18 protein-coding genes are annotated in these 19,882 nt (G+C 55.6%); 9 read left to right on the top strand and 9 right to left on the bottom strand.

The window, feature by feature from the left end:
* Positions 1-12: 12 nt before the first annotated feature.
* Complete coding sequence (locus ASD36_RS10610; protein ID WP_060510113.1) at positions 13-687, top strand: response regulator transcription factor; 675 nt, start codon at positions 13-15, stop codon at positions 685-687.
* On the top strand, positions 687-2,000 hold the full coding sequence (locus ASD36_RS10605) for a HAMP domain-containing sensor histidine kinase (RefSeq protein WP_060510112.1): 1,314 nt from the start codon (positions 687-689) through the stop codon (positions 1,998-2,000). Before ASD36_RS10610 ends, ASD36_RS10605 begins: the two co-directional genes overlap by 1 nt.
* A gap of 62 nt (positions 2,001-2,062) precedes the next feature.
* Here the strand turns inward: ASD36_RS10605 and ASD36_RS10600 are convergent, their stop codons facing one another.
* From ASD36_RS10600 to ASD36_RS10580, 5 genes are all read right to left on the bottom strand, one after another.
* Positions 2,063-2,743, bottom strand: a complete 681-nt coding sequence (locus ASD36_RS10600; RefSeq protein ID WP_060510110.1) for a type II CAAX endopeptidase family protein — start codon at positions 2,741-2,743, stop codon at positions 2,063-2,065.
* A 682-nt stretch (positions 2,744-3,425) separates the two neighbouring features.
* A complete protein-coding gene (ampC, locus tag ASD36_RS10595; protein ID WP_060510108.1) occupies positions 3,426-4,568 on the bottom strand; it encodes a class C beta-lactamase in 1,143 nt (380 codons plus the stop codon).
* A gap of 244 nt (positions 4,569-4,812) precedes the next feature.
* Entirely contained in the window at positions 4,813-6,867 is a 2,055-nt protein-coding gene (locus ASD36_RS10590; protein WP_060510106.1) for a prolyl oligopeptidase family serine peptidase, read from the bottom strand.
* 778 nt (positions 6,868-7,645) lie between these two features.
* On the bottom strand, positions 7,646-8,209 hold the full coding sequence (locus ASD36_RS10585) for a hypothetical protein (protein WP_060510104.1): 564 nt from the start codon (positions 8,207-8,209) through the stop codon (positions 7,646-7,648).
* A 263-nt stretch (positions 8,210-8,472) separates the two neighbouring features.
* Positions 8,473-9,084: a TetR-like C-terminal domain-containing protein gene (locus ASD36_RS10580; protein ID WP_060510102.1), complete on the bottom strand. Its 612-nt coding sequence runs from the start codon at positions 9,082-9,084 to the stop codon at positions 8,473-8,475.
* Positions 9,085-9,142: 58 nt separating this feature from the next.
* Between ASD36_RS10580 and ASD36_RS10575 the strand changes: the two genes are divergently transcribed.
* The 3 genes from ASD36_RS10575 (at position 9,143) to ASD36_RS10565 (ending at position 11,246) form a co-directional block, all read left to right on the top strand.
* A complete protein-coding gene (locus ASD36_RS10575) occupies positions 9,143-9,583 on the top strand; it encodes a nuclear transport factor 2 family protein (protein WP_060510100.1) in 441 nt (146 codons plus the stop codon).
* Positions 9,584-9,595: 12 nt separating this feature from the next.
* A complete protein-coding gene (locus tag ASD36_RS10570; RefSeq protein ID WP_060510098.1) occupies positions 9,596-10,447 on the top strand; it encodes an ergot alkaloid biosynthesis protein in 852 nt (283 codons plus the stop codon).
* Between the two features lie 253 nt (positions 10,448-10,700).
* A complete protein-coding gene (locus tag ASD36_RS10565) occupies positions 10,701-11,246 on the top strand; it encodes a DUF4269 domain-containing protein (RefSeq protein WP_060510096.1) in 546 nt (181 codons plus the stop codon).
* A 133-nt stretch (positions 11,247-11,379) separates the two neighbouring features.
* Here the strand turns inward: ASD36_RS10565 and ASD36_RS10560 are convergent, their stop codons facing one another.
* Both ASD36_RS10560 and ASD36_RS10555 read right to left on the bottom strand, forming a co-directional pair.
* Positions 11,380-13,434: a pyridoxamine 5'-phosphate oxidase family protein gene (locus ASD36_RS10560; RefSeq protein WP_060510094.1), complete on the bottom strand. Its 2,055-nt coding sequence runs from the start codon at positions 13,432-13,434 to the stop codon at positions 11,380-11,382.
* Positions 13,435-13,477: 43 nt separating this feature from the next.
* Positions 13,478-14,089: a glutathione S-transferase gene (locus ASD36_RS10555; RefSeq protein WP_060510092.1), complete on the bottom strand. Its 612-nt coding sequence runs from the start codon at positions 14,087-14,089 to the stop codon at positions 13,478-13,480.
* Between the two features lie 118 nt (positions 14,090-14,207).
* On the opposite strand from ASD36_RS10555, the gene ASD36_RS10550 reads away from it, so the two are divergent.
* The gene (locus tag ASD36_RS10550; RefSeq protein WP_060510091.1) at positions 14,208-15,116 is read left to right on the top strand and encodes a LysR family transcriptional regulator; all 909 of its coding nucleotides are present in this window, start codon (positions 14,208-14,210) and stop codon (positions 15,114-15,116) included.
* Positions 15,117-15,197: 81 nt separating this feature from the next.
* Here ASD36_RS10550 and ASD36_RS10545 read toward each other — a convergent pair whose 3' ends face one another.
* Complete coding sequence (locus tag ASD36_RS10545; RefSeq protein ID WP_060510089.1) at positions 15,198-16,103, bottom strand: alpha/beta hydrolase; 906 nt, start codon at positions 16,101-16,103, stop codon at positions 15,198-15,200.
* 214 nt (positions 16,104-16,317) lie between these two features.
* Between ASD36_RS10545 and ASD36_RS10540 the strand changes: the two genes are divergently transcribed.
* Positions 16,318-16,863 (top strand): TetR/AcrR family transcriptional regulator, encoded by a 546-nt coding sequence (locus ASD36_RS10540; protein ID WP_244489780.1) that lies wholly within the window; start codon positions 16,318-16,320, stop codon positions 16,861-16,863.
* Between the two features lie 257 nt (positions 16,864-17,120).
* On the opposite strand, the gene ASD36_RS10535 is transcribed toward ASD36_RS10540, so the two are convergent.
* A complete protein-coding gene (locus ASD36_RS10535; protein ID WP_200954892.1) occupies positions 17,121-17,651 on the bottom strand; it encodes a TetR/AcrR family transcriptional regulator in 531 nt (176 codons plus the stop codon).
* Positions 17,652-17,848: 197 nt separating this feature from the next.
* Between ASD36_RS10535 and ASD36_RS10530 the strand changes: the two genes are divergently transcribed.
* A complete protein-coding gene (locus ASD36_RS10530; RefSeq protein ID WP_060510087.1) occupies positions 17,849-18,784 on the top strand; it encodes an alpha/beta hydrolase in 936 nt (311 codons plus the stop codon).
* A gap of 85 nt (positions 18,785-18,869) precedes the next feature.
* Positions 18,870-19,631: an SDR family oxidoreductase gene (locus ASD36_RS10525; RefSeq protein ID WP_060510085.1), complete on the top strand. Its 762-nt coding sequence runs from the start codon at positions 18,870-18,872 to the stop codon at positions 19,629-19,631.
* The last annotated feature ends 251 nt before the right edge of the window (positions 19,632-19,882 follow it).

Below are 19,882 nucleotides of genomic sequence, written 5' to 3'. Positions count from 1 at the left end.
AGCGAGGTTTAAATGAGAGTACTCCTCGTTGAAGACGAGGTTCGGCTAGCGGATGCACTGGCTTCAGTCATGCGCCGCGAGCGGTTTATCGTCGACCAAGCAGACAATCTGGGAGCCGCAACGGAAGCCGTTGCAATTGGAGAGTTCGATCTAGTCCTTCTGGATCGGACTTTACCCGATGGAGAAGGGCTGAGCTTGGTGCCCCATGTGCGCGCTCGCAACCCCGGAGTTCACATTATCATCCTCAGTGCACGCAGTGCCGTCGAAGACCGTATCGTGGGACTTGACGAAGGTGCCGATGACTATTTGGTCAAGCCGTTTTCTATCGACGAACTCTTGGCACGCATAAGGGCAGTTCGGCGCCGCCCTGCCCAGTTACAGGGCGAGCAGATTAGAGCCGGAACCGTCATCTATGACCTATCCAATGAGGAAGTCGAGGTGAACGGTGCTCGCATCGATCTTCCTCGTCGCGAACTACGGGTTCTAGCAGCCCTCATGAAACGTCGCGGCAGAACGGTACTGCGGGAATCTCTCGAACAGGCTGTCTTCGCTTTCGATGACGAGATACAGTCTAACACACTGGATTCCCACATATCCCGGCTACGCCGACGGCTCAAAAACTCCGGCGCTGGCATAGAGATTCACGCGATTAGAGGGGTTGGATACCTGCTCCGGGAAGCCGCCTGATGAAACATAGCTCTCTCAAGCGAGCACTGATCATCTACCCGCTGACGTTTCACTTCATAACCTTATACATAGCTTTCGCGATCCTCGTGTCTGTCGCGATACGACTTGATAGTGGTGGTCCTTATGCTGACCAACAAATTACGTCGGTGATCGCGCAAGCACTTGCACGCGACGAGGCGGGGCGTCTTTCTATCGTTATGACGCCCGAGTTAGAGCAGTTGCGTGCTAGTTCGCCAACACTCTGGTTCGTTGCGGAAGACAGCAACCGACAAACCGTGTCGCTTGGCAATGTCCCACCACTTTATCAATCGTTTGTCGGCCAGCTGAGCGAGCTGTCCTACGCTCAAATGCGCGATCGTGAGGCTCCCTATGAACTGGCAGCGGTAATTCGCAGGGAACGAAGCGACATCGGCGAGCTTACCATTATGGGACATGGTGCACTATCGGAATTGAGCTTCATGGTGTTGATGGCCTCAAATACGTTCGCCATCCCAATCTTCTTAATGCTGCTCCTGACGTCGCTGATCGTGACCCCCTGGATAGTAAAACGCTCTTTGGGCGGCGTGGTTCGGGTGGCGCAGGAAGCTGAGCAAATTGATATCAATAGCCGCGGGCACAGACTTGATGCCCATAACGTGCCAAGCGAGATCTTGCCGCTAATCCGCGCTTTCAACAACGCGCTTGCAAGGCTCGATGACGGATATGAACGGCAGCGACGTTTTATTGCTTCGGCGTCCCACGAACTGCGCACACCACTAGCAATTCTACGAAGCAAGATCGAAAGCTCCAAGGCGCATGCGGTGCAGGAGCTGAACCAGGACGTTCACCGCCTTGCCACCCTGACAGAGCAGCTGCTTGACCTTGAGCGACTTGATATCGACACGAACTTTGAGACAGTCGACCTTGCATCTCTTGTCCGGCAAGTCGTTGCGGACCTAGCGCCGATCGTAATCGCTCAAGGTTGTAAAATTGAGGTTAAGGTCGTCAGACGTGGCGTCTGCCGGGGAGATCCCGCCGCGCTTGAACGTGTTATTTCCAACCTGATTCAGAATGCCGTTCATCACGGAGGGAGGTCAGTGTTAGTGAGGATTAACGGAGCCATTGTTGAAGTCGAAGATGATGGTCCAGGCATTCCTCCGGATGAACGCGAGCGTGTTTTCGAACCGTTCCATCGATTGCATCCGCGTCAGAGCGGAACGGGTCTCGGGCTGAACCTGGTGAAAGAGGTCATCACCCGACATGAAGGCCAAGTTAGTATTCTTGACGGTGCGCTCGGGGGAGCGCTTATCCGCATCGCGCTTGTCGAATCTTAAGCGCGATCAACCTATTCGTCAGGTCTCTTGGCAGTACATATCTGATCGGCGAGTTTCACACGCTAGCCTTGAAGCGCTGAGCCGAAGCTGTGAAGCCCATTATATAGGGAGTGGAGAGCGACGGACGGCCAGATCGAACCTGTCATGCGGAACAGAATGCCAGAGAAGAGCCCCATCATGATCGCGATAGGTAGAATTACTCCTACTCCATGGGCCACTCCGAAAATTACGGAACTTAAGCCGACACCTGCCCACATTCCAAACCGATTCAGTGCATTCGCGACAACACCTCTGAATAGCAATTCTTCGCCCAATGGAGTCAGCAGAGCCCCACCAATAAAAGACAGGAGAAAAGGTACTGCACCTCCCCGCGCTGCGGCATGGAGTATCGCTTGAGGATCGTCGGCTGAGCCCCTGCCCCACTCAGAAAGCCCTTGTAGAATAACAATACTGCAGGCGTATCCAAAGACTGCTAAAGCCGAAGCAATTACGAACCAGCGGAGGTCAACTTGTGTGAACCCGTAGGCTGAGAAGCCTCGTCGACGGATAAGATATGCTATGGCGAACGCACCGAGGCCGGCGACACCTCCGCCGTACGAGCCGATGACCCCTTGCCATACTGGTTCGCCAGGCGCCAGGCCGCCGACTGCAAGAGCCACCAGAATAAGCAGGATCTGAAAGGATATTATTCCGAGGCCCACTTCCCCCAGATTCGGCCGTTTCGCAGATGTCCAGTCATGCATGACAGATTCCTTTGAAGGCTTGGAAGGCCGTAAAGGGCCTTATTCCTGCAGCGATCGGAAGCGCCCTCGCTGGGACGCCATGACGCCATCTTTCAACGTGCCTTAGCGACCGATCCCGAAAGATAAACAGAAGCAGAATGACGAGATCACCGGTTGGATTCACACTGCAGTATCCGCCGGTGATCTCTGCTTAGGCTATTAGCGGGGATATCGAGGACCGCACTCACGCCGGCTCGGGTCACGCTGGCAGCGCTGATCTCGAGCGCGGTCGCTTATGATCTGGGCGTTGAGTGCTGTTTCGCTAGCAAGATTGGCGCGATAGGCGTTTTCCATCGATCCGCTATCGGATACGCAGCCTGCCGTTGCCATACCCAGCAACGTTACGAGTGCGGCGCTCCTCAGTGCGGATGCGCCTCGTTTCAGTGATTGAAAGACCATGTCATTACCTCAATTGTTCGACGTCTCACGCCATCGGACTTGAATGCCGGACGTCAGAACCGAAAAATACCGCTGAACATTGCGACAACATGGAGTGATCAGGATTTCATACGGATGCGCCATGCGTATCGCTGAGATCGTCTTCACTGCATGAAGGTCGCTGGCTTAGATGATTGATGGCCCTGTTCTGAAAAGGTCAGGCGAAGGCTGGCATCTAGATCTGCCAGCCTTCAAACGATTATCGTCACTCTGCCAACATGGTTTCGATGACCGCCACGGTCGCCTTGACGCGGGCTTCATTGGGGTAGTTCTTGTTAGCGAGTACTACAACCCCGATCTTCTCGCTCGGCACCACCGCGATGTACCCGCCAAATCCGTTCGTCGAGCCGGTTTTGCTGAGGATGACCTCTTCCTCGAAAATCGGACCAGGTTTGAGATCCTCGGTAGACTGAGGGTTCAAGATAAAATCAACTCCATTCCCAGCAAGGATTGTCTGCAGGTCAACGGGCCATGAATACCTTTCCCAAATCATCGCTTGCTCGAAGTACGCCGTTCGATATGCGGGTTGCTGAGTACGGGCGATGGCATTCTTAAGTTCGTCCGCGATGATGTCTACACCCAGTTCTGCGTCGAGCAACTTGAGCATGTCTCGGGCACTGGACTTGACCCCGTACGCCTCCGCATCGAGCAAGCCCGGATTGACCCTGATGGCAGCGTTCGTTTTGCGATCGTAGCCGAAAGCGTATTGCGACATCTTGATCCTTGGCACATCGATCCAGGTGTTCGTCAGGCCGAGTGCCGGGAAAAGAACGTCTTGAACCGCCCTCTTGTATCCCCCCTCGAACGCTTGACCGGTGATATACCCCAGAAGACCAATACTGATGTTTGAGTAGCTACGTGCCTCTGGTTGTGACTGACGCCAGTGCTCGAGCCAATCTACAAGCTCGTCTTCACTCGATACGCTATCCGGGATTTGCAGAGGCATGCCGCCGGTACGATGGGTTGCCAGATCCATAAGCGTCAAGTCGCCGGCAATTGAGCAAGGAGCCGCGCAAAGGTGTTGCGCCACTGTATCGTCTAGACTGAGATTACCGCGTTCTTCTGCGAGCGCAGCCAAGGTGACGTTGAAGATCTTGCTGATTGAACCAAGCTCGAACAGAGTGTCCGGGGTGACTTTGAGACCGTTAGCCTGGGAGGCGAGCCCAAAAGAGTAAAAGCTGTGCTCCCCATTGCGGGTCACACCCACCACAAGTCCAGGGATGGCATATTCTTTTATGATCGGGCCAAACGAAGACTCAGCGATCCTGCTGATGTCGTCAGCAAGAGCGCTGGTTCCCAGAGAGCAGAAAGCAAAGACAAATGAAATCAGGCACGAAGCTCGTCTCATGAAACAGTCCTTTTAGTTGTAAGACACTGAATTTCGGTAACGGATTTGCATCCGCAGCGCTCTAGGCGGCAACGGCTGCAGAATTAGGTTTCGGATCGAAGAACGGCCGTTCGCAGATGGATTTCCTTAGGCTTGCGTCCTCACGCACAGCGGTAACTATGTCAGCTGCGCAAGGCCCCCTGAATTGGTCCGCGAGGGGGCAGAACGAAAGGATCTAGGAAGAGTGGCCGTCCTTCATGGACGCTCACCGGAGGCCGGTCCAATGCGCGGCAAAGGACCACCTTTCGGCATATTCATCGATGATCTTCTGAGTTGGCGTGCCGACACCATGGCCGGCGTTTCGTTCCACCCTCAGCAGCTGCGGTCTCGGTCCGACTTGTGACGCTTGAAGCGTCGCCACGTATTTCAACGAATGGGCAGGAACCACTCGGTCATCGGTGTCTGCCGTCGTGACGAGTATGGCCGGATAATCCTCTCCGGTCTTGATGTTGTGAAGTGGAGAGTAAGACCGGAGGTATTTGAAGCTATCCTCCGTCGACGGCTCCCCGAATTCAGAGATCCACAGCTTCCCTGCAGTGAAGCGATCAAAGCGCAACATATCCATAACGCCGACGCCAGGGAGCGCGACGTCGAACAAGTCGGGACGCTGATTGACGACTGCACCGACGAGCATGCCTCCGTGCGACTCGCCGTGAATGGCAAGTCCGCCCTCACTGCTGATGCCCTCCCGCTTCAAGAATTCTGCAGCAGCGATGAAATCATCAAAAGCAGTCTTCTTCGACCGACCCTTGCCAGCTTCGTGCCAGATCTTTCCATATTCACCCCCACCCCGAATGTTAGCAACGGCATAGACACCACCATCCTGGACCCAAGCGACGGCCTGTGGCGAGTAAGCCGGCAGCAGCGGAATGCCAAAGCCTCCATAAGCGGTGAGCATAGTTGGCGCGGCAGCTTCGGATCCGGCGCGTCGAATGATCGAAACTGGTATGAGAGTACCATCCTTGGCGGTGTAGAAGCGCTTCTCTACTTCAATGTCGCCTGACGAACGATCAGCACCAACGAAACCATCCGGCCCAGCCCACAAAGTAGCTTCGTTGGCGTTGACATCATAGCGGTAAACGGTCTTGGGAGTGGCGTAGTTGGTAAACGTGAAAAAAGCTTCGTCATCACCTGGGCGGCCACTGAACGTTCCCGCACTGCCGGCTCCTGGCAAATTTACAGCGCCAGCCGCCTTTCCATCCAGCTCATAACGCTCGACTTCAATTCTTGCGTCGACCATGTAAGACAAGAGAAGTTTGTCGCCGACCAGAGATGCAAGGCGCAAATACGCGCCAGGCTTTTCCTCAATGAGATCATTAAAAACCAAGTTCGGCGCGGCAAGATCTACGGTGACGATCTTTCCTCGTTCGGCTTCATCAGTCGTCAGAATATAAAGTTTCGTACCAACATTGCCAACAAACGCCGACAAATGGTCGAAGCGCTCAAGCACGGGCCGTACCTGCCACTCAGGAACAGACAGGTCTACCAGCGAGAGAGCACTCCCTCCCATGAGGGCGGTCGAATAGATGACTAAATATCGTCCATCCGCCGTGACATCGACAGTATGCAGAAGCGGATGCTCGGCCGCAGGAGAGTGGACGAGGCGATCTTCAGACTGCTGTGTGCCAAGCCGATGGAAGTAGACAGCATGGTTGACCACTTGCGCGTCAGATCGACCACTCTCATTTGGCTCCGGGCTGCCAGAATAAAAGAAGCCGGAACCATCCGCCGCCCAGGCAATCAGGGTAAAACGGGCCCAGGCAATCTCATCAGCGAGAACCGCGCCGCTCTGCACGTCAAGAACACGAATGGTACGCCAATCCGAACCATTCTCCTGGATCGCATAGGCCACAAGCTTTCCGTCCTCGGAGGGAGCCCATACGGCTAGTGCTTTTGTACCGTCTTCGGACCACTGGTTAGGATCCAGGATCGTCCGCTCAGCACCGTTATCGCCGTCTCGCACGACCAGGACAGGTTGGATGTCGAGCCCCGTGTTCCGGGTGAAGAAGTAGTCCCCTCCTCGTTTGAGGGGGCTCGTCAACTGTTCATGATGAAACAACGCCGTCAAACGGTCGCGGAATGCGTCCCGACTAGCAAGGCTCGCCATATAACGGCTTGTTACGCTGTTCTGTGCGTCAACCCACTGGGCGACCGCTCGATCCGCTTTGAGATCACTTTCCAACCAACGATAGGGGTCAGCAATGGCAGTACCGAAGTGCTCCTCCATGACTTCGACCTCTTCGGTTTCAGGATAGATCATCGGCGTCTCCTCATTCGAACGTACATGCCCAGCCCCGAGCAGGAGATAAACAATCGCCGCAGCTAAGCACATTCCCGCACAACGCCGGTTGGGCCATTTATGAAGAGAACCTGGATTCCTGATCGTCCTGAACCCCGGATGCGCCACTCGCTCAGAGCTTGTTTGCATCAATCTGAAAGCTGAGGCCCGCACCATCGCGGGCCCATGTTGATATGCCATACGACATCCTGCAGATGGGGCTACTGGCCAAAATCTAGCCATTGAGTTCATGGTGACAATCTTCTCCGAACATATGAGATGCCCTGCCAATTAGACCCTCAGGTCTATTGAGCAGCTGACCCATTGAAGATGCTTTCCAGCGTGGGCGCGAGATATCCAAGCGATGTTCGCCGCAGATACAGCTTGAAGCGACAGAGCCGATTGTTCATGCGTTGCAGACTAGGGCCGAAGATTGCGCGAACATGGAGTTTTTCGAACATCAGCCGTAGTTTTGATCCAATCCGTCGGGTTTGCGCCGTCGCGACCGGATCTAAATCCGCGACCTAAGACAACTGACTGCAGACTTTACAAAGGAAAATCAGCGGCATTTTACCGCCTGTGGCGTGTCACCAATTCACAAGACCCCACTGTTCACTCCTGGTCGGCGCCTAACGAAAGCAGACAGTCTGGGCGCGTCCGCCGTTCAAAAAGGGAAGACATTATCGCAGCCCGATGCGCAGCATCCGGCAGTCATTGGCGAATGCTGCGTGAGACCAAAACGTGGGCCGACGGCCGATGTTCATTGGGCGATCATCTTGCCCAACGTCTTTTCAATTGTTTCCGGCTCGACCACCCAAGCATAGGTCATTTCCTGCTTGATCTTCCAGGTCCCATTGACACAAGCCCAGCCGATCTGAGATCGCGCATCGAATGCGATAACAGTTCCGTCAAGGCGTTCGAGTCGCCCGACAAAACCGACGGCCGAGCTCGCAACCTTTTCTCCCACAACCGCGTGGTGGCCATCGGTCATACCGTGGAGGACAGACCTCGCCGCGTTCTGAAGATCTTCCCAGTTGGGCCCGTAAACGCTCGCGTCGGTGAAGAGTTGCGTGTCGCCAGGCGCAAAGTTGTCCCAGAATACGCCACCCGGCTCTTCGAGGTCATAATACTTGGCCATTTTTTCCACGAAGTTGAACTTCGGATCGCCGTCACGACGTTCCCATCCCTTCATGATCCACTCTTCATGAAGCGCCAAGGGCGAAGCTGTTCCTTCCTGAGGGCAACTGATGGAATCTTGAGCAGACGCAGGGGTCGCGAGGGTTCCAGCGATGACGATCGTAAACATCGAATATCGGTTTTTCATTGAAGTATCCTTTCATGCCTCGGTTGACGGGAAGAAGTTACGTCGAGGCATTGATGGGAACTAGGCCCCCATTCTTGCGCGCGCTGGTTAGCAGCCCTGGACAATGGGATGGCTGCGAGAGGTTGTTTCCGTTTATGCTTCAGGAGATGGGTCGGTTCTGGCTTGCGCACTTCGAACTGCTACTTGTTTCAGCTGCACATATCTCCAACAGCACTCGCCACGTTGGGGGGAGATAAAGCGATAGCGCCCAAAACAATAGCGGTCTAGATGGCTTGAAGGCCGGCCACCAGCGCATCTACCTGCCGTTGGATCTGTACCCGTGTAATGCGACGTCGTGTAACGATCATGCCCCAATAAAGGGATGCGGGTATCATATCCATCGCAAGCTCTCGGTCGATCACGGCCGGCAATTCGCCGCGGCCAATCGCCCGCTCGATTAAGCTAACTCCGCCGCGCCGGCGCGATACGGATAAATCCTTCAATACTGGAGCGAGCTCGGAGCCACGTGACGCTTCTGCATAAAGATCCGGTAGTATTTTACGCACGAGGCGATGACGAAGCGCGCGCCGTAGCATCAGCAGGTAAGCTTCCAGGTCATTCCTCAGTGCGCCTTTGTCGGCTACATCCGTTAGGACCATGCCAAACTTTTGAACCGCGTCGACAGCGAGAGCCAGCTTGGAAGGCCAGCGGCGATATATGGCCGCCTTGCCCGCTCCCGCACGTGCAGCTACCCGCTCCAAGCTTAACGCGGCATAGCCGTGAACGGCCCACTCCTCCAGAAATGCGCGCAGGAGAGAATCCGTAACTTCGTCACGCATCACGGCCGCTCCGCTCGGACGCCGCCTGTTTTTTTCGTCGATACGCTTGCGTTCCATTCATTTTACCCCATATAGGTCGGAACGGTATCGTTCCAACGCTAAGGAGTAAAGCGAAATGTCCAAATCGATCGATCAGTTTCCAAGCCTATCGACTTTGTTGCGGCAAGCTCTGGGAGATGCGCTGGCATCGGATGCGCAAACTCTTCTGGAGATGTGCGCAGAGGACGTAGTGTTCGAATTCCCGTATCACCCACCCGGTTTCACGGAGCGTCTGGAAGGGCGGGCAGAACTTGAGGCCTATCTTCCATCAGTGTCTAAGCTCATTTCAATCGAGTCTATGACGCTCAAGCACGCGTTCATTTCCGTAGGAGGTGACACTGCGGCGATCGAGTTCAGCTGCAAGGGTCATTCGCCGGACACTGGTGCCCGCTACGATCAGGACTATGTGTCAATCATCGAGCTTAAAGACGGTCGAATTGGTCGCTACCGTGACTACTGGAACCCACTTGTTGTTCTCTCTGCAATTGAGAGCGCGCCATCCGCGGACAAAGATTGAGAGGAGTCGGCCATGTCAACTCAGATCCTGGTCATCGGTGGTAAGGGAAAAACAGGAAGACTTGTCACTCAAGAGCTCGCAACCAGAGGAGTAAGGGCGAAAATTGCCACTCGGTCGCCCTCCAGCCATAACGATGTCGCCTTTGACTGGGAAGACCATCGTACAGCAGATGCTGCATTCGATGGCGTTGATGCTGTCTATATCGTTGCACCGACCAACAACAGCGATCATGGGACGATCGTTCCTCCTATCCTTGATATCGCGCGAAAGCGTGGCGTCCGGCGTTTCGTACTGCTAAGCGCGTCATCCCTTGAAGCGGGCGGACCGATGATGGGACAGATCCACTCCTATTTGCGGGACGAGGCTCCGGAATGGACAGTCTTGCGACCCACATGGTTCATGCAGAATTTCTCGGAACAGCAACATCTCGAGACCATCCGGCACGAAAACGCAATCTACTCCGCAACGTGCACAGGCCGCGTTGGTTTCATCGACGCGGCTGATATCGCTAGGGCGGCTGTCAGCGCACTATTGGCGGAAACGTCGTGGAACCGCGACTTCATACTGACAGGACCAGAAACCCTCTCTTACGCGGATTTCGCCGAAAAGATCAGTGACGTGATTGGCCGAACCATCAAACACATCAATCTGACAACAACTGAACTGGCTGAACGGTACGCAAGGGCTGGATTGGACGAAGCATATGCCAGTATCCTGGCAAAGATGGACGAAAGAATTAGCGAAGGCAGTGAGGATCGTCTAAGCAACGGCGTGTTCGCTCTGACAGGCCGATCTCCCAACACTGCAGCTGAATTCGCAGAGAGACATAAAGATTCGTGGGCTGGCCCAGCCCATCAGCGGTAACGGTAGTTAATGGTACTTTTCCAGTGGCTATCTCTGAGAGGCAACAACCGGCTGCCAACTTAGGCACGCGCATGCCTGTTAGACGAGGACTTCGCTTCTTGAATAGGCTTCGGCATTGAAACGATCCTCGATCTGATCTGACAACGCGAATGCACAGGGCTGCCTTTTAGGGAAAGTAAGGGCACTCCTGGTTAGGCTTCGGAATCTGGAGAGAGCAGATATTGATGAGCCTACACAGGCGGGGGCAGTAGCGATGAGTATGAGACCAGACTATGAAATCGCGGTACATGAACTCGGGATCATCGATGCACTGGCAGTTTATGATCCGCACATAGCGGGAACACCGCCTCTGGATATTCATACCGAGGCCAGCGACATAGACATTCTATTCTGCACGCTGGACCCTAACGGCTTCGTCGCCGACGTGTCGCAACTATACGCCCATATGAGCGGGTTTCGCATTTGGCAATGGACTTCAAAAGACCGCCCCGTAGTCGCTACGTTCCGTGCATACGGATGGGAGTTCGAACTGTTCGCGAGCTCACTGCCCATCGCACAGCAGCACGGATGGCGTCATTTCCAGATTGAACGACGGCTGCTTTCATTAGGAGGCAGTGGCTTCAAAAGGACCATCCAAACACTGCGTCAGGAAGGCTTAAAAACCGAACCAGCCTTTTGGGCAGCACTGAAGCAGGAAGGTGATGCGTATCTTGGTCTACTTTCCTTGGAGCACGCAACAGACAATGAGCTTCGAGCCGAGCTTGCCTCTGCCGGCTTCGGTCGAACAATTTCTAGATGACGCAGCTGAGATTCCGTCTCCAAATAACTCAGGCTGCCGCTTGGCGCTGGGCAATGGATGGCAGCGATCGTCCCTCAAGATCGAAACCGCGTCGAATGTGAATCCAGAATCCGCCTTGAAGCGTCACCGAAACCTAGACATCGATTTGCAGGTCCCCAACTTCTGAAGGTACCGAGCAACAGATCAGAGCATCACCCTCCTCTACCGGATAGCTTGGCTCGAACAGATAACTTACCTCGCCCCTAACGACTTTGGCCCTACACTCGCCGCAGCTGCCAGCGCGACAACTGTAAGATGGCGAAAGGCCGCTTAGTTCTGCCAGTTCCAGCAGAGTGCCACTTTCCGGCGTCCAAGACGCTTCCTTCTCAGAGTGCGTGAAGACGACCTTTGTGACCTCGGTCGCGGGGCCCCGACCCGGACGTGTTGCGGGTTCGCTGTTCGCGTGATCACGCCTCAGTGCCGACGGTCCGAATGCTTCCGCATGGATGCGCTCATCGCGGATCTGCAACGCACGTAGCTCGGCATGCAAAGACTGCATGAACGGTGGTGGACCACAGAGGAAGAAATCGTAGTCGCCGAACGGCAGATGAGCCTTGAGCAGATCGATATCGATCCGTCCGACAGCATCATACGTCCCATCATTTTTCACATCCGGCGCGCTCAAGACGCGGACTTGGCGAACACTGCCTTCACTGCGATCAACCAAGTCGGCGATCTCGTGGTCGAAGGCGCGCTCGGAGGCCGTGCGAGAAGACCGGAAAAGCCATATCGGTCTGCGGTAGCCCGTGCGGGCACCCACATTCACGACATGGTGCAACATCGACAGCATCGGGGTAATACCGATGCCAGCGGCAAGGAGGACAGCCGGACGATGGCGCTCCATCGGATCGATGAAAAACCCACCTCCAGGCTCCAGTGCCTCAATCTCGTCTCCGGGCTGCAGGTCATGCAATAGCTGCGAGCCCCTGCCATCCCGCTTGACGCTCAGCCGATAGAATTCTTCAGAGGGTGCACTTGATATCGTGTAGCTGCGCCGGACCAAGTTATCCTGGTCAGCAATCCGGATTGGAAGATGCTGGCCGGCCTTGTGCGGGACCAGCGCGTTCTCGTCAGCAGGACTGAGATGGATCGACCTTATCGTCTCGCTTTCGACAACGACCTTGTCGACGTACAGACGTCGCCAAGCTCTGGCTCTGCTTGCAGCTTCCATGCGCTGCTCCGCTTCCGTCCAAGTGCCCGTAGACAGGCTATCAGGGCAAAATCCATTTTCCGCAAATGTCCAGCGCAACGGCAGCGCATCCGGGCGCAAAACCACCTTCTCGGGGAACACGCGCCATAGCCGCTCAGCACCTTCAAACTTAGATATTTCAGGGGAATCGAGGATGATTTCGACCTTGCCGCTGACCTGCAGCATGGCACCTGTGTGGTGATCAACGAACAAGAGCCCAGCACGTGGGTTGACGACAAAGTTGCCCAGTGTGTTGAAAAAAAGGTTGCCGTTGAAGTCAGGTACGGTCAGCGCTCCATCTGCATCAATGCGCACAAAACCGGGCCGACCACCTCGATGCGAAACATCCACCTGGCGTCCTTGCTCACCCTGATCTGCATAGGATGCAACGAAGAATGTGTCCGCGGTTGCGATCAGCCGACGCGCCTCGTCATTCAGTGCATCTAAGATGACCGCCTGCCTAGACGTGCTTACTTCCGGATCTCGAACAAACTCGAAATGACGGCTCTGGATATAGCGCGGACAGTTGCCGAAACTTTGAGCGACTGCGACCTCGAAGTGTCTATCGCTCTGGCGTTGCACCGTTCCGTTCAGGCGGTTCCGGCGTCGGGTGACGAGATCGACACCGACCAGACCAATAGGGTCGCTATTCTCCATCCCCCTTTCGGCCGGATCAGTCCAGTCGCGACGGGCCTCGATTGCAAGCAACAAAGGATCAGGAGAATGCAGGAAACCCGGCTTCCCGGCGCGAATAGTTGCCCAAGGCAGACCATCCGGATCCACCGCCCCTATCGCGATGAAAGGCAAAAGGGGAAAGAACTCCCGATGCTGATCTAGCAGGAAGGGCCGAAGGACTCTGCGGCCGACGACGTCCATCTGATCGACGACACCGATGCTCCGCTGCAATTCGAGTTCGCCTTCATGCCAAGGCGAAGCAACGAATCTTGCACCTTCTGACATTGTCACCTCCATGATGATGGCGGCCTCGCCCAGAACGTAAAGCTCAGGTTCTGAGGCCTGCGATAGTCTTGGGAAATTCGACAAAGCCGGGAAGCGCCTCGATCTGAGCCAACCACTGACGAACATTCGCGTAAGGCATCAGGTCCACGTTCCCTTCGGGCGCTCCCGCGATATAGCTGTAGAGTGCCACGTCAGCGATCGTCGGCTTGTCGCCAACGATGAACAAATGTTGTTCAAGCTCCAGCTCAATCAGACTGAGAATTCGATGCGCGCGCGCAATGACCTCTTCGGCCCGGAAATCGGCACCGAACACGGTAATCAACCTTGCCGCGCAAGGTCCATAGGCAATCTCTCCGGCGGCGACCGAAAGCCATTTCTGGATCCTGGCCAATGTTTGCAGGTCGTCCGGCAACCAGTCTTTCCGGCCAAGTTTCGTCGCGAGATATACAAGGATGGCGTTGGAATCGTTTACCACAAACCCGCCGTCATCCAGCACGGGCACCTGACCGAATGGATTCAGCTTCAGATATTCTGCGGTGCGGTGCTCTCCGTTGGCGAGATCCACTTCGATGAGCTCAGCCTTCTGAGCAATCAAAGAGAGGAAGAGAACTGCGCGATGAGCGTGTCCCGAAAGCGGAAGATGGTAGAGTTTCATAGCAACACTCCAAGGTTTCAATAGTCAGCCACGACATTGACACCAACCTACCTCCTTCCAATTATCTGCAGTAGCTACAACAATTGATAATCATCCTCTCATTTCCTGGAAGGAAAAAATGGATCGAATTGACGCGATGCGCCTCTTTCTCAAAGTGGTTGAGACCGGCAGCCTTTCGGCCGCGGCCAGAGCGCTTCACTCACCATTGCCTACTGTCAGTCGAAAGATAGGGGAGATGGAAAGGCTGCTCGGCGCGAAATTGATCATAAGAACAAACCGCAATGTCGCCCTCACGGATGCAGGTCGGTTGTATTTGAGTGCTGCAAAAGACATTCTGGAACGTATTGATGAGGCTGAGCGGCGGGTGTCAGGGGAATACCTGACCCCAAAAGGCGATCTCACGATGACTGCACCGATCGTGTTTGGCCGCCTGCACGTCCTGCCTGTGGTGACGGATTTTCTGAGGGCGTTTCCCGAGATCAATATGAGACTGACGCTCGGCGATCGGAACAGCAATCTGGTGGAGGACCAGATCGACCTCGCGTTGCGTATCGGTGATCTGGCGGACTCGAGCTTAATGGCGCTACGGCTCGGAGCGATAAGAAGCCGTGTCTACGGGAGCCCGAAATATCTGCAGCGAAATACCCAGCCACTGACACCCTATGATCTGAGTGACCAGCAATGCATCGCTTTTGAGGGCGTCCAATCCTCTCGGTCTTGGCAGTTCAGCGATGGCAAACAGACATTTTCCGTCGATATTCGGCCTCGACTGTCTGTTAACACCGCAGAAGCCGCCGTCGATGCGGCGGCTTCTGGTCTCGGCTTGACGCGGGTGATGTCATATCAGGCCAGCAATCTGGTTGGGCAAGGACTGCTCATGCCTGTCCTCGAACAATACGAGCTTCCGGCATCGCCAGTACATCTGATTTATCTGCCGAGCGCGATAATGCCACTCAAGCTTCGTGCGCTCATCGATTTCGCCACGCCACGGCTACGCGCGGCTCTGCAATCAAATCGAAGCGAATAGACCGTCACCAGTTCTTGGCTGGCTTGTACGCATTCGTCTGTCATCCCTGGCATTACCGGGGTCTCTTGTTGAGACGAGTGCTTACCGCATCGGAATTCTGTCGCGGAACTCAACCAGATCGAGGTTGAAACGTTGCGCTTCTTCCAGGAACGGCGCATGCCCCGAGTCGGTGTAAATCATCGCGTCTATCGCTGGATTGAGAGTAGTGGCACGTTCGATGCTCGCATTGGCCATCACCAGTGCGTCCTTTTCACCATAGAGCATAATCACCGGGACCTTTACCCTGGGTAACGCATCGGCCGCCAAGACCGGCATCGATGGCGTGTGCTGAACCATTGTCAACGAAGACATTGCGGCATTCGAAAGAAGACGATCAAAAGTCACCTCATCCGGTTGCCTGGCAAAGCACAGCGCCAGAAATTTGCGCGTCGCGTCAAAGCGAACCTTCGCGTCGTCAGAAGCAAGGCCGCCGTATACGTCAGGATGCGCTGTCATCAACTGTGGCGACAGTTCAACGACCCCTGCGGCATAAAACAAACCACCGAGGTGATCGTCACCATAGGTCGCGACATAATTGGTCATGACTGCGCCGCCTAGCGACCATCCAACGAGAACAGGGCTCTTCACCTGAGTCGCTTTCACGACCGTATGCAGATCATCAGCCCAGCGGCGTGCGTTTCCATAGGCAGCACCCTCGTCCGGCTTGCCCGACAACCCGTGGCCGCGGAGATCGAAGGTGATCAGTCTGAAGCGCGAGAGCTCAGGGCTTTTGACCTGGCTCTCCCAGTTTCCATGACTGCCAAGCAGTCCGTGAATGAAGATGATGGGCGGACCAGATGGATTTCCGAATTCCTGTACGGCGATTTCAACGCCGTCCGGTGATACCAGGATGTAGTTCTTTTCCGCAGCCTTGGCAGCCACCGAAGCAACCATCATCGAGACGGCGACCAAACACCCGGACATCAGCGTCGCATAGCGACCGCGCATACCCTCACGCCGTTTACGCTCACTCTGGCACGCCTCGAATGCTGTATTCCTGAACGACATTTCACCAGATCTTCTCTGTTTGTAGTGATCACTACAAACTAGGCACTTGCCATTCTTCTTCAACATGTTTTTAGTGATCACTATGGATAAGCTGAAAAACAGGCGCCGGAGCGGGCCTCGCACATTTAATCGGGATCACGCGGTGGATGTCGCTATGCGCCTGTTTTGGCGGCATGGTTTCGAAGGCGTCTCTCTCACAGACCTGACGTCAGCAATCGGGATCGCTCCCCCCAGTCTGTATGCTGCATTTGGCAGCAAAGCTGGTCTCTACCGTGAAGCGCTCGATCGATATACCCGTATGCCAAATGCATTCGGAGACATGGATCCGACGACCAGTTTCTCCGAGGCAATCGAGAACTTTCTCAAGCATGCGGTAAACGCCGTCACTGACCCTCATGGGGAGGGAGGTTGCATGATATCAAGTGGGATGCTTCAGTGTGGCGAGGATCACGTAGAACTCGCCCTTGAACTGGCAGAACGCCGGAAACTCCTGCGGGACACGATAGCGCTCAAACTTCAAGCGTGGCTGACACCCGAAAGGGCTGCATCGTTTGCTCGCTATCTGATGACAGTGCTGCTAGGGCTTTCCACTCAAGCCCGCGACGGGGCCACCCCTGAAGAGCTGCAGGACATTGCAAACGAAGCATTGCAGGTCGCCAAAGCACGGGAGCCAATGGCGCACGGCATCTATCCAGGATGAAATGCTGGGCTTGTTCTCATTGTGACTGCATAAGCAACTTCATGAAAATCGCCCAATGCTCTCACTTTTAGTCCCGTACGAAATGGACTCCAATCTCACAGTTGACCTTACTGGCGGAACGGGACTCGTGTAGCAAAACGACAAGCTCGATGCAGCTGCCCGTCGCGGCAACTGCCGTGCGGCATATCTCCGCGTGATTAGCGATTGCCCCGGAACTGAGAGACGAACTCTGAATACACATTCATGGCACAGGCCCTTCATGTCCTCGAGGACTTCACGGACTTCACGGACTTCAGACCATCAAGCAGCAGCATGAGCATGCGTTCAATATGCGCGGCTCCATCCTCCCCCGATGCTACAGCGAGATTGCCAATCCCGCGCAGTAGGTCATAGGGCGCGACGTCGGTGCGAACTTCACCCGCCTGGGCCGCAGAATCCAGCAACATGGATAGTGCCGGCTCAAACCGACCTCGGAAATAGTCAGGCAAACTGGCAAAAGCTGCATCACCGGAATGGAGTGCGGCGGCCAACCCCTGCTTTGTCGCTAGGAAGTGCGTATAGAGCATCAGCCAAGCTCCCAATGCGTCACCAGGCGAACGCTCTGAGGCAAGTGTTGTCGCGGCATCGGCGCACGCATCGACTTCGCGGCGAAAGACCGCAGCTACCAGATCGGCTCGGGTTGGAAATCGGCGATATAGTGTCCCAAGTCCGACACCTGCTTGTGCGGCAATCTCCCGGATGGGTGCATCTACACCCGAACGGGCGAAAACGATCTTGGCTGCTTCCAAGACTGCTTCCTCATTCTTACGAGCGTCGGCGCGCATTCGCGGTGCTGGGGACGCGGATTTAACGCTCCCCGCGGTCGCAGGATCCACCACTTCGTCAGATTGAGACACAGTCAGCCACACCCACTTGATAAACGGATCAATGTTCCGTATAACACAATACGGATCGCTGATCCGTTTAATCTTGAAGGTATCGTATCATGACCAGCCCGCTTCACGAAGTCGACGGAGATGCCCAGGTATCCCCCGTTATCTCGATCGCACCAATCAAACTGCCTTCGCCGAACCGGGGCACTGATCTGCATCTCAAGGTTTCTGCACCAGCTATCGGCGAGAACCTACCCACCATTCTGTTCTCTCATGGCAACGGTCAGTCGCTTCATGCATATGGGCCCCTTGTGGAATACTGGGCAGCCCACGGTTTTGTCGTGATCCAGCCGACGCATCTGGACTCGCGCGTGCTCGGCCTTTCCCCGGACGATCCCCGTCGTCCAAATCTCTGGCGCTTTCGGGAGCAGGACCTCGCGGATATTCTGGATGGAATTGACCATATCGAACGCGAAACACCCATCATTCGCGGCCGGCTGGATCGCGCGCGGATCGCAGTCGCCGGGCATTCTTGGGGCGGGCAGACCGCCAGTAGCTTTCTCGGTGCGCGCCATCCTGACCCGGGCAACGGTTCAATCATCAACCGCAGGGATGACAGAGTGAAGGCAGGCGTCTTGCTGGCGGTGCCGGGCAGCGGCAGAGACCTAACCCAGCACGCAGCGCGCGCATTTCCGTTCTTGTATCCCGACTATTCAAGCATGACGGCCCCAACCCTAGTCGTCGTGGGCGATCATGACCAAGGCGGTCTGACCGTTCGTGGCCCAGACTGGTGGCGTGACGCCTATGACCACAGCCCCTCGCCAAAGGCGCTCTTCACGGCCTTTGGCGGCGAGCATGCGCTGGGCGGAATACCGGGCTACGAGGCACGTGAGACGACGGACGAGCGCCCTGAGCGTGTCGCCGCAATCCAGCGTCTTTCAACCGCGTTTCTGCGTACTGCGCTCTACCCCGACAATCCCGCGTTCGCCGCAGCGTCCGCCAAGCTGGCGGCAGAAACGGCACCGGAAGGGAGAGTGGAAACAAAGTAGACCGACTGAGACACCCCTATCGCCCCCTCCACATCTCGCGAAATCCCACAGCGCCCGCTCCATATCAGCACAACAGGAGTTTCACATGAATACGATACTCATCACCGGCAGTTCATCCGGCTTCGGCTTAGAGACTGCTCGCTATTTTCTCGATCGCGACTGGAATGTAATCGCCACGATGCGCACACCACGTGCGGACCTGCTACCGAAATCAGAACGGCTTCATATCATCGCCCTCGATGTGACTGACGCCCAAAGCATAGCCAGCGCCATGCGAGAAGCTGGACCTGTCGATGCTTTGGTCAACAATGCGGGCGCTGGCCTAATGGGCGCTCTCGAAGGCGTCTCGGTTGACGATACGCGGCAGATATTCGAGCTCAATACATTCGGGACCATGGCGATGACACAAGCCGTGTTGCCGGGCTTTCGCCAACGAGGATCGGGCGTGGTCGTCAATGTATCATCCGCCGTAACGCTGAAACCGTTTCCAATGCTGTCCGCCTACACCGCCAGCAAAGCGGCCATTGAAGCATTCAGTGAAAATCTTGCGCTTGAGTTGGAACCCTTTGGTGTACGAGTGCGAGTTGTCATGCCAGGGCGAGCGCCGCAGACGTCTTTCAGTGCGACCGCCCGTGCGCGCTCGCAAAACGGTATACCAGAGGCATATGCCGACTGGGCGAAGCAGGTGTTTTCCAGAGCGTCCCAAGAGCCGGGTGAAGTTACCAGTGCAAATGACGTGGCCGAGGCAATTTGGCGAGCAGTGACCGATGGGTCTTCACCGTTCCGCATAGCGGCGGGTTCGGACGCTGTATCGCTCTTCGCGAAGACCGCTGCTCACCGCGGCTAAGGCATCGGACCAGGCTTGCTTCTCTTGTGACGGAGCAGGTCAAGCGCACGCTAGCATAGTGGGGCAACAAGCAGGCTGACGTCGCGATCGCAGGCGAAAGGCTCGCTTGCCCCATTTTTCCAAAGCCCACTGAGCTTGCGGATAACTGGGAATACCAAGCAGGCACAACTCGGTGCGTCGTGTCAACTGCTTGACAGTGCCGGGCGAGGACACGTTCAGTCGCACTGCAAATGATTGACCATGGCGGATGA

It is taken from the genome of Rhizobium sp. Root1334, from assembly GCF_001426665.1.
GTDB lineage: Bacteria > Pseudomonadota > Alphaproteobacteria > Rhizobiales > Rhizobiaceae > Pararhizobium.
This window is presented reverse-complemented; position numbering and strand designations above follow the sequence as displayed.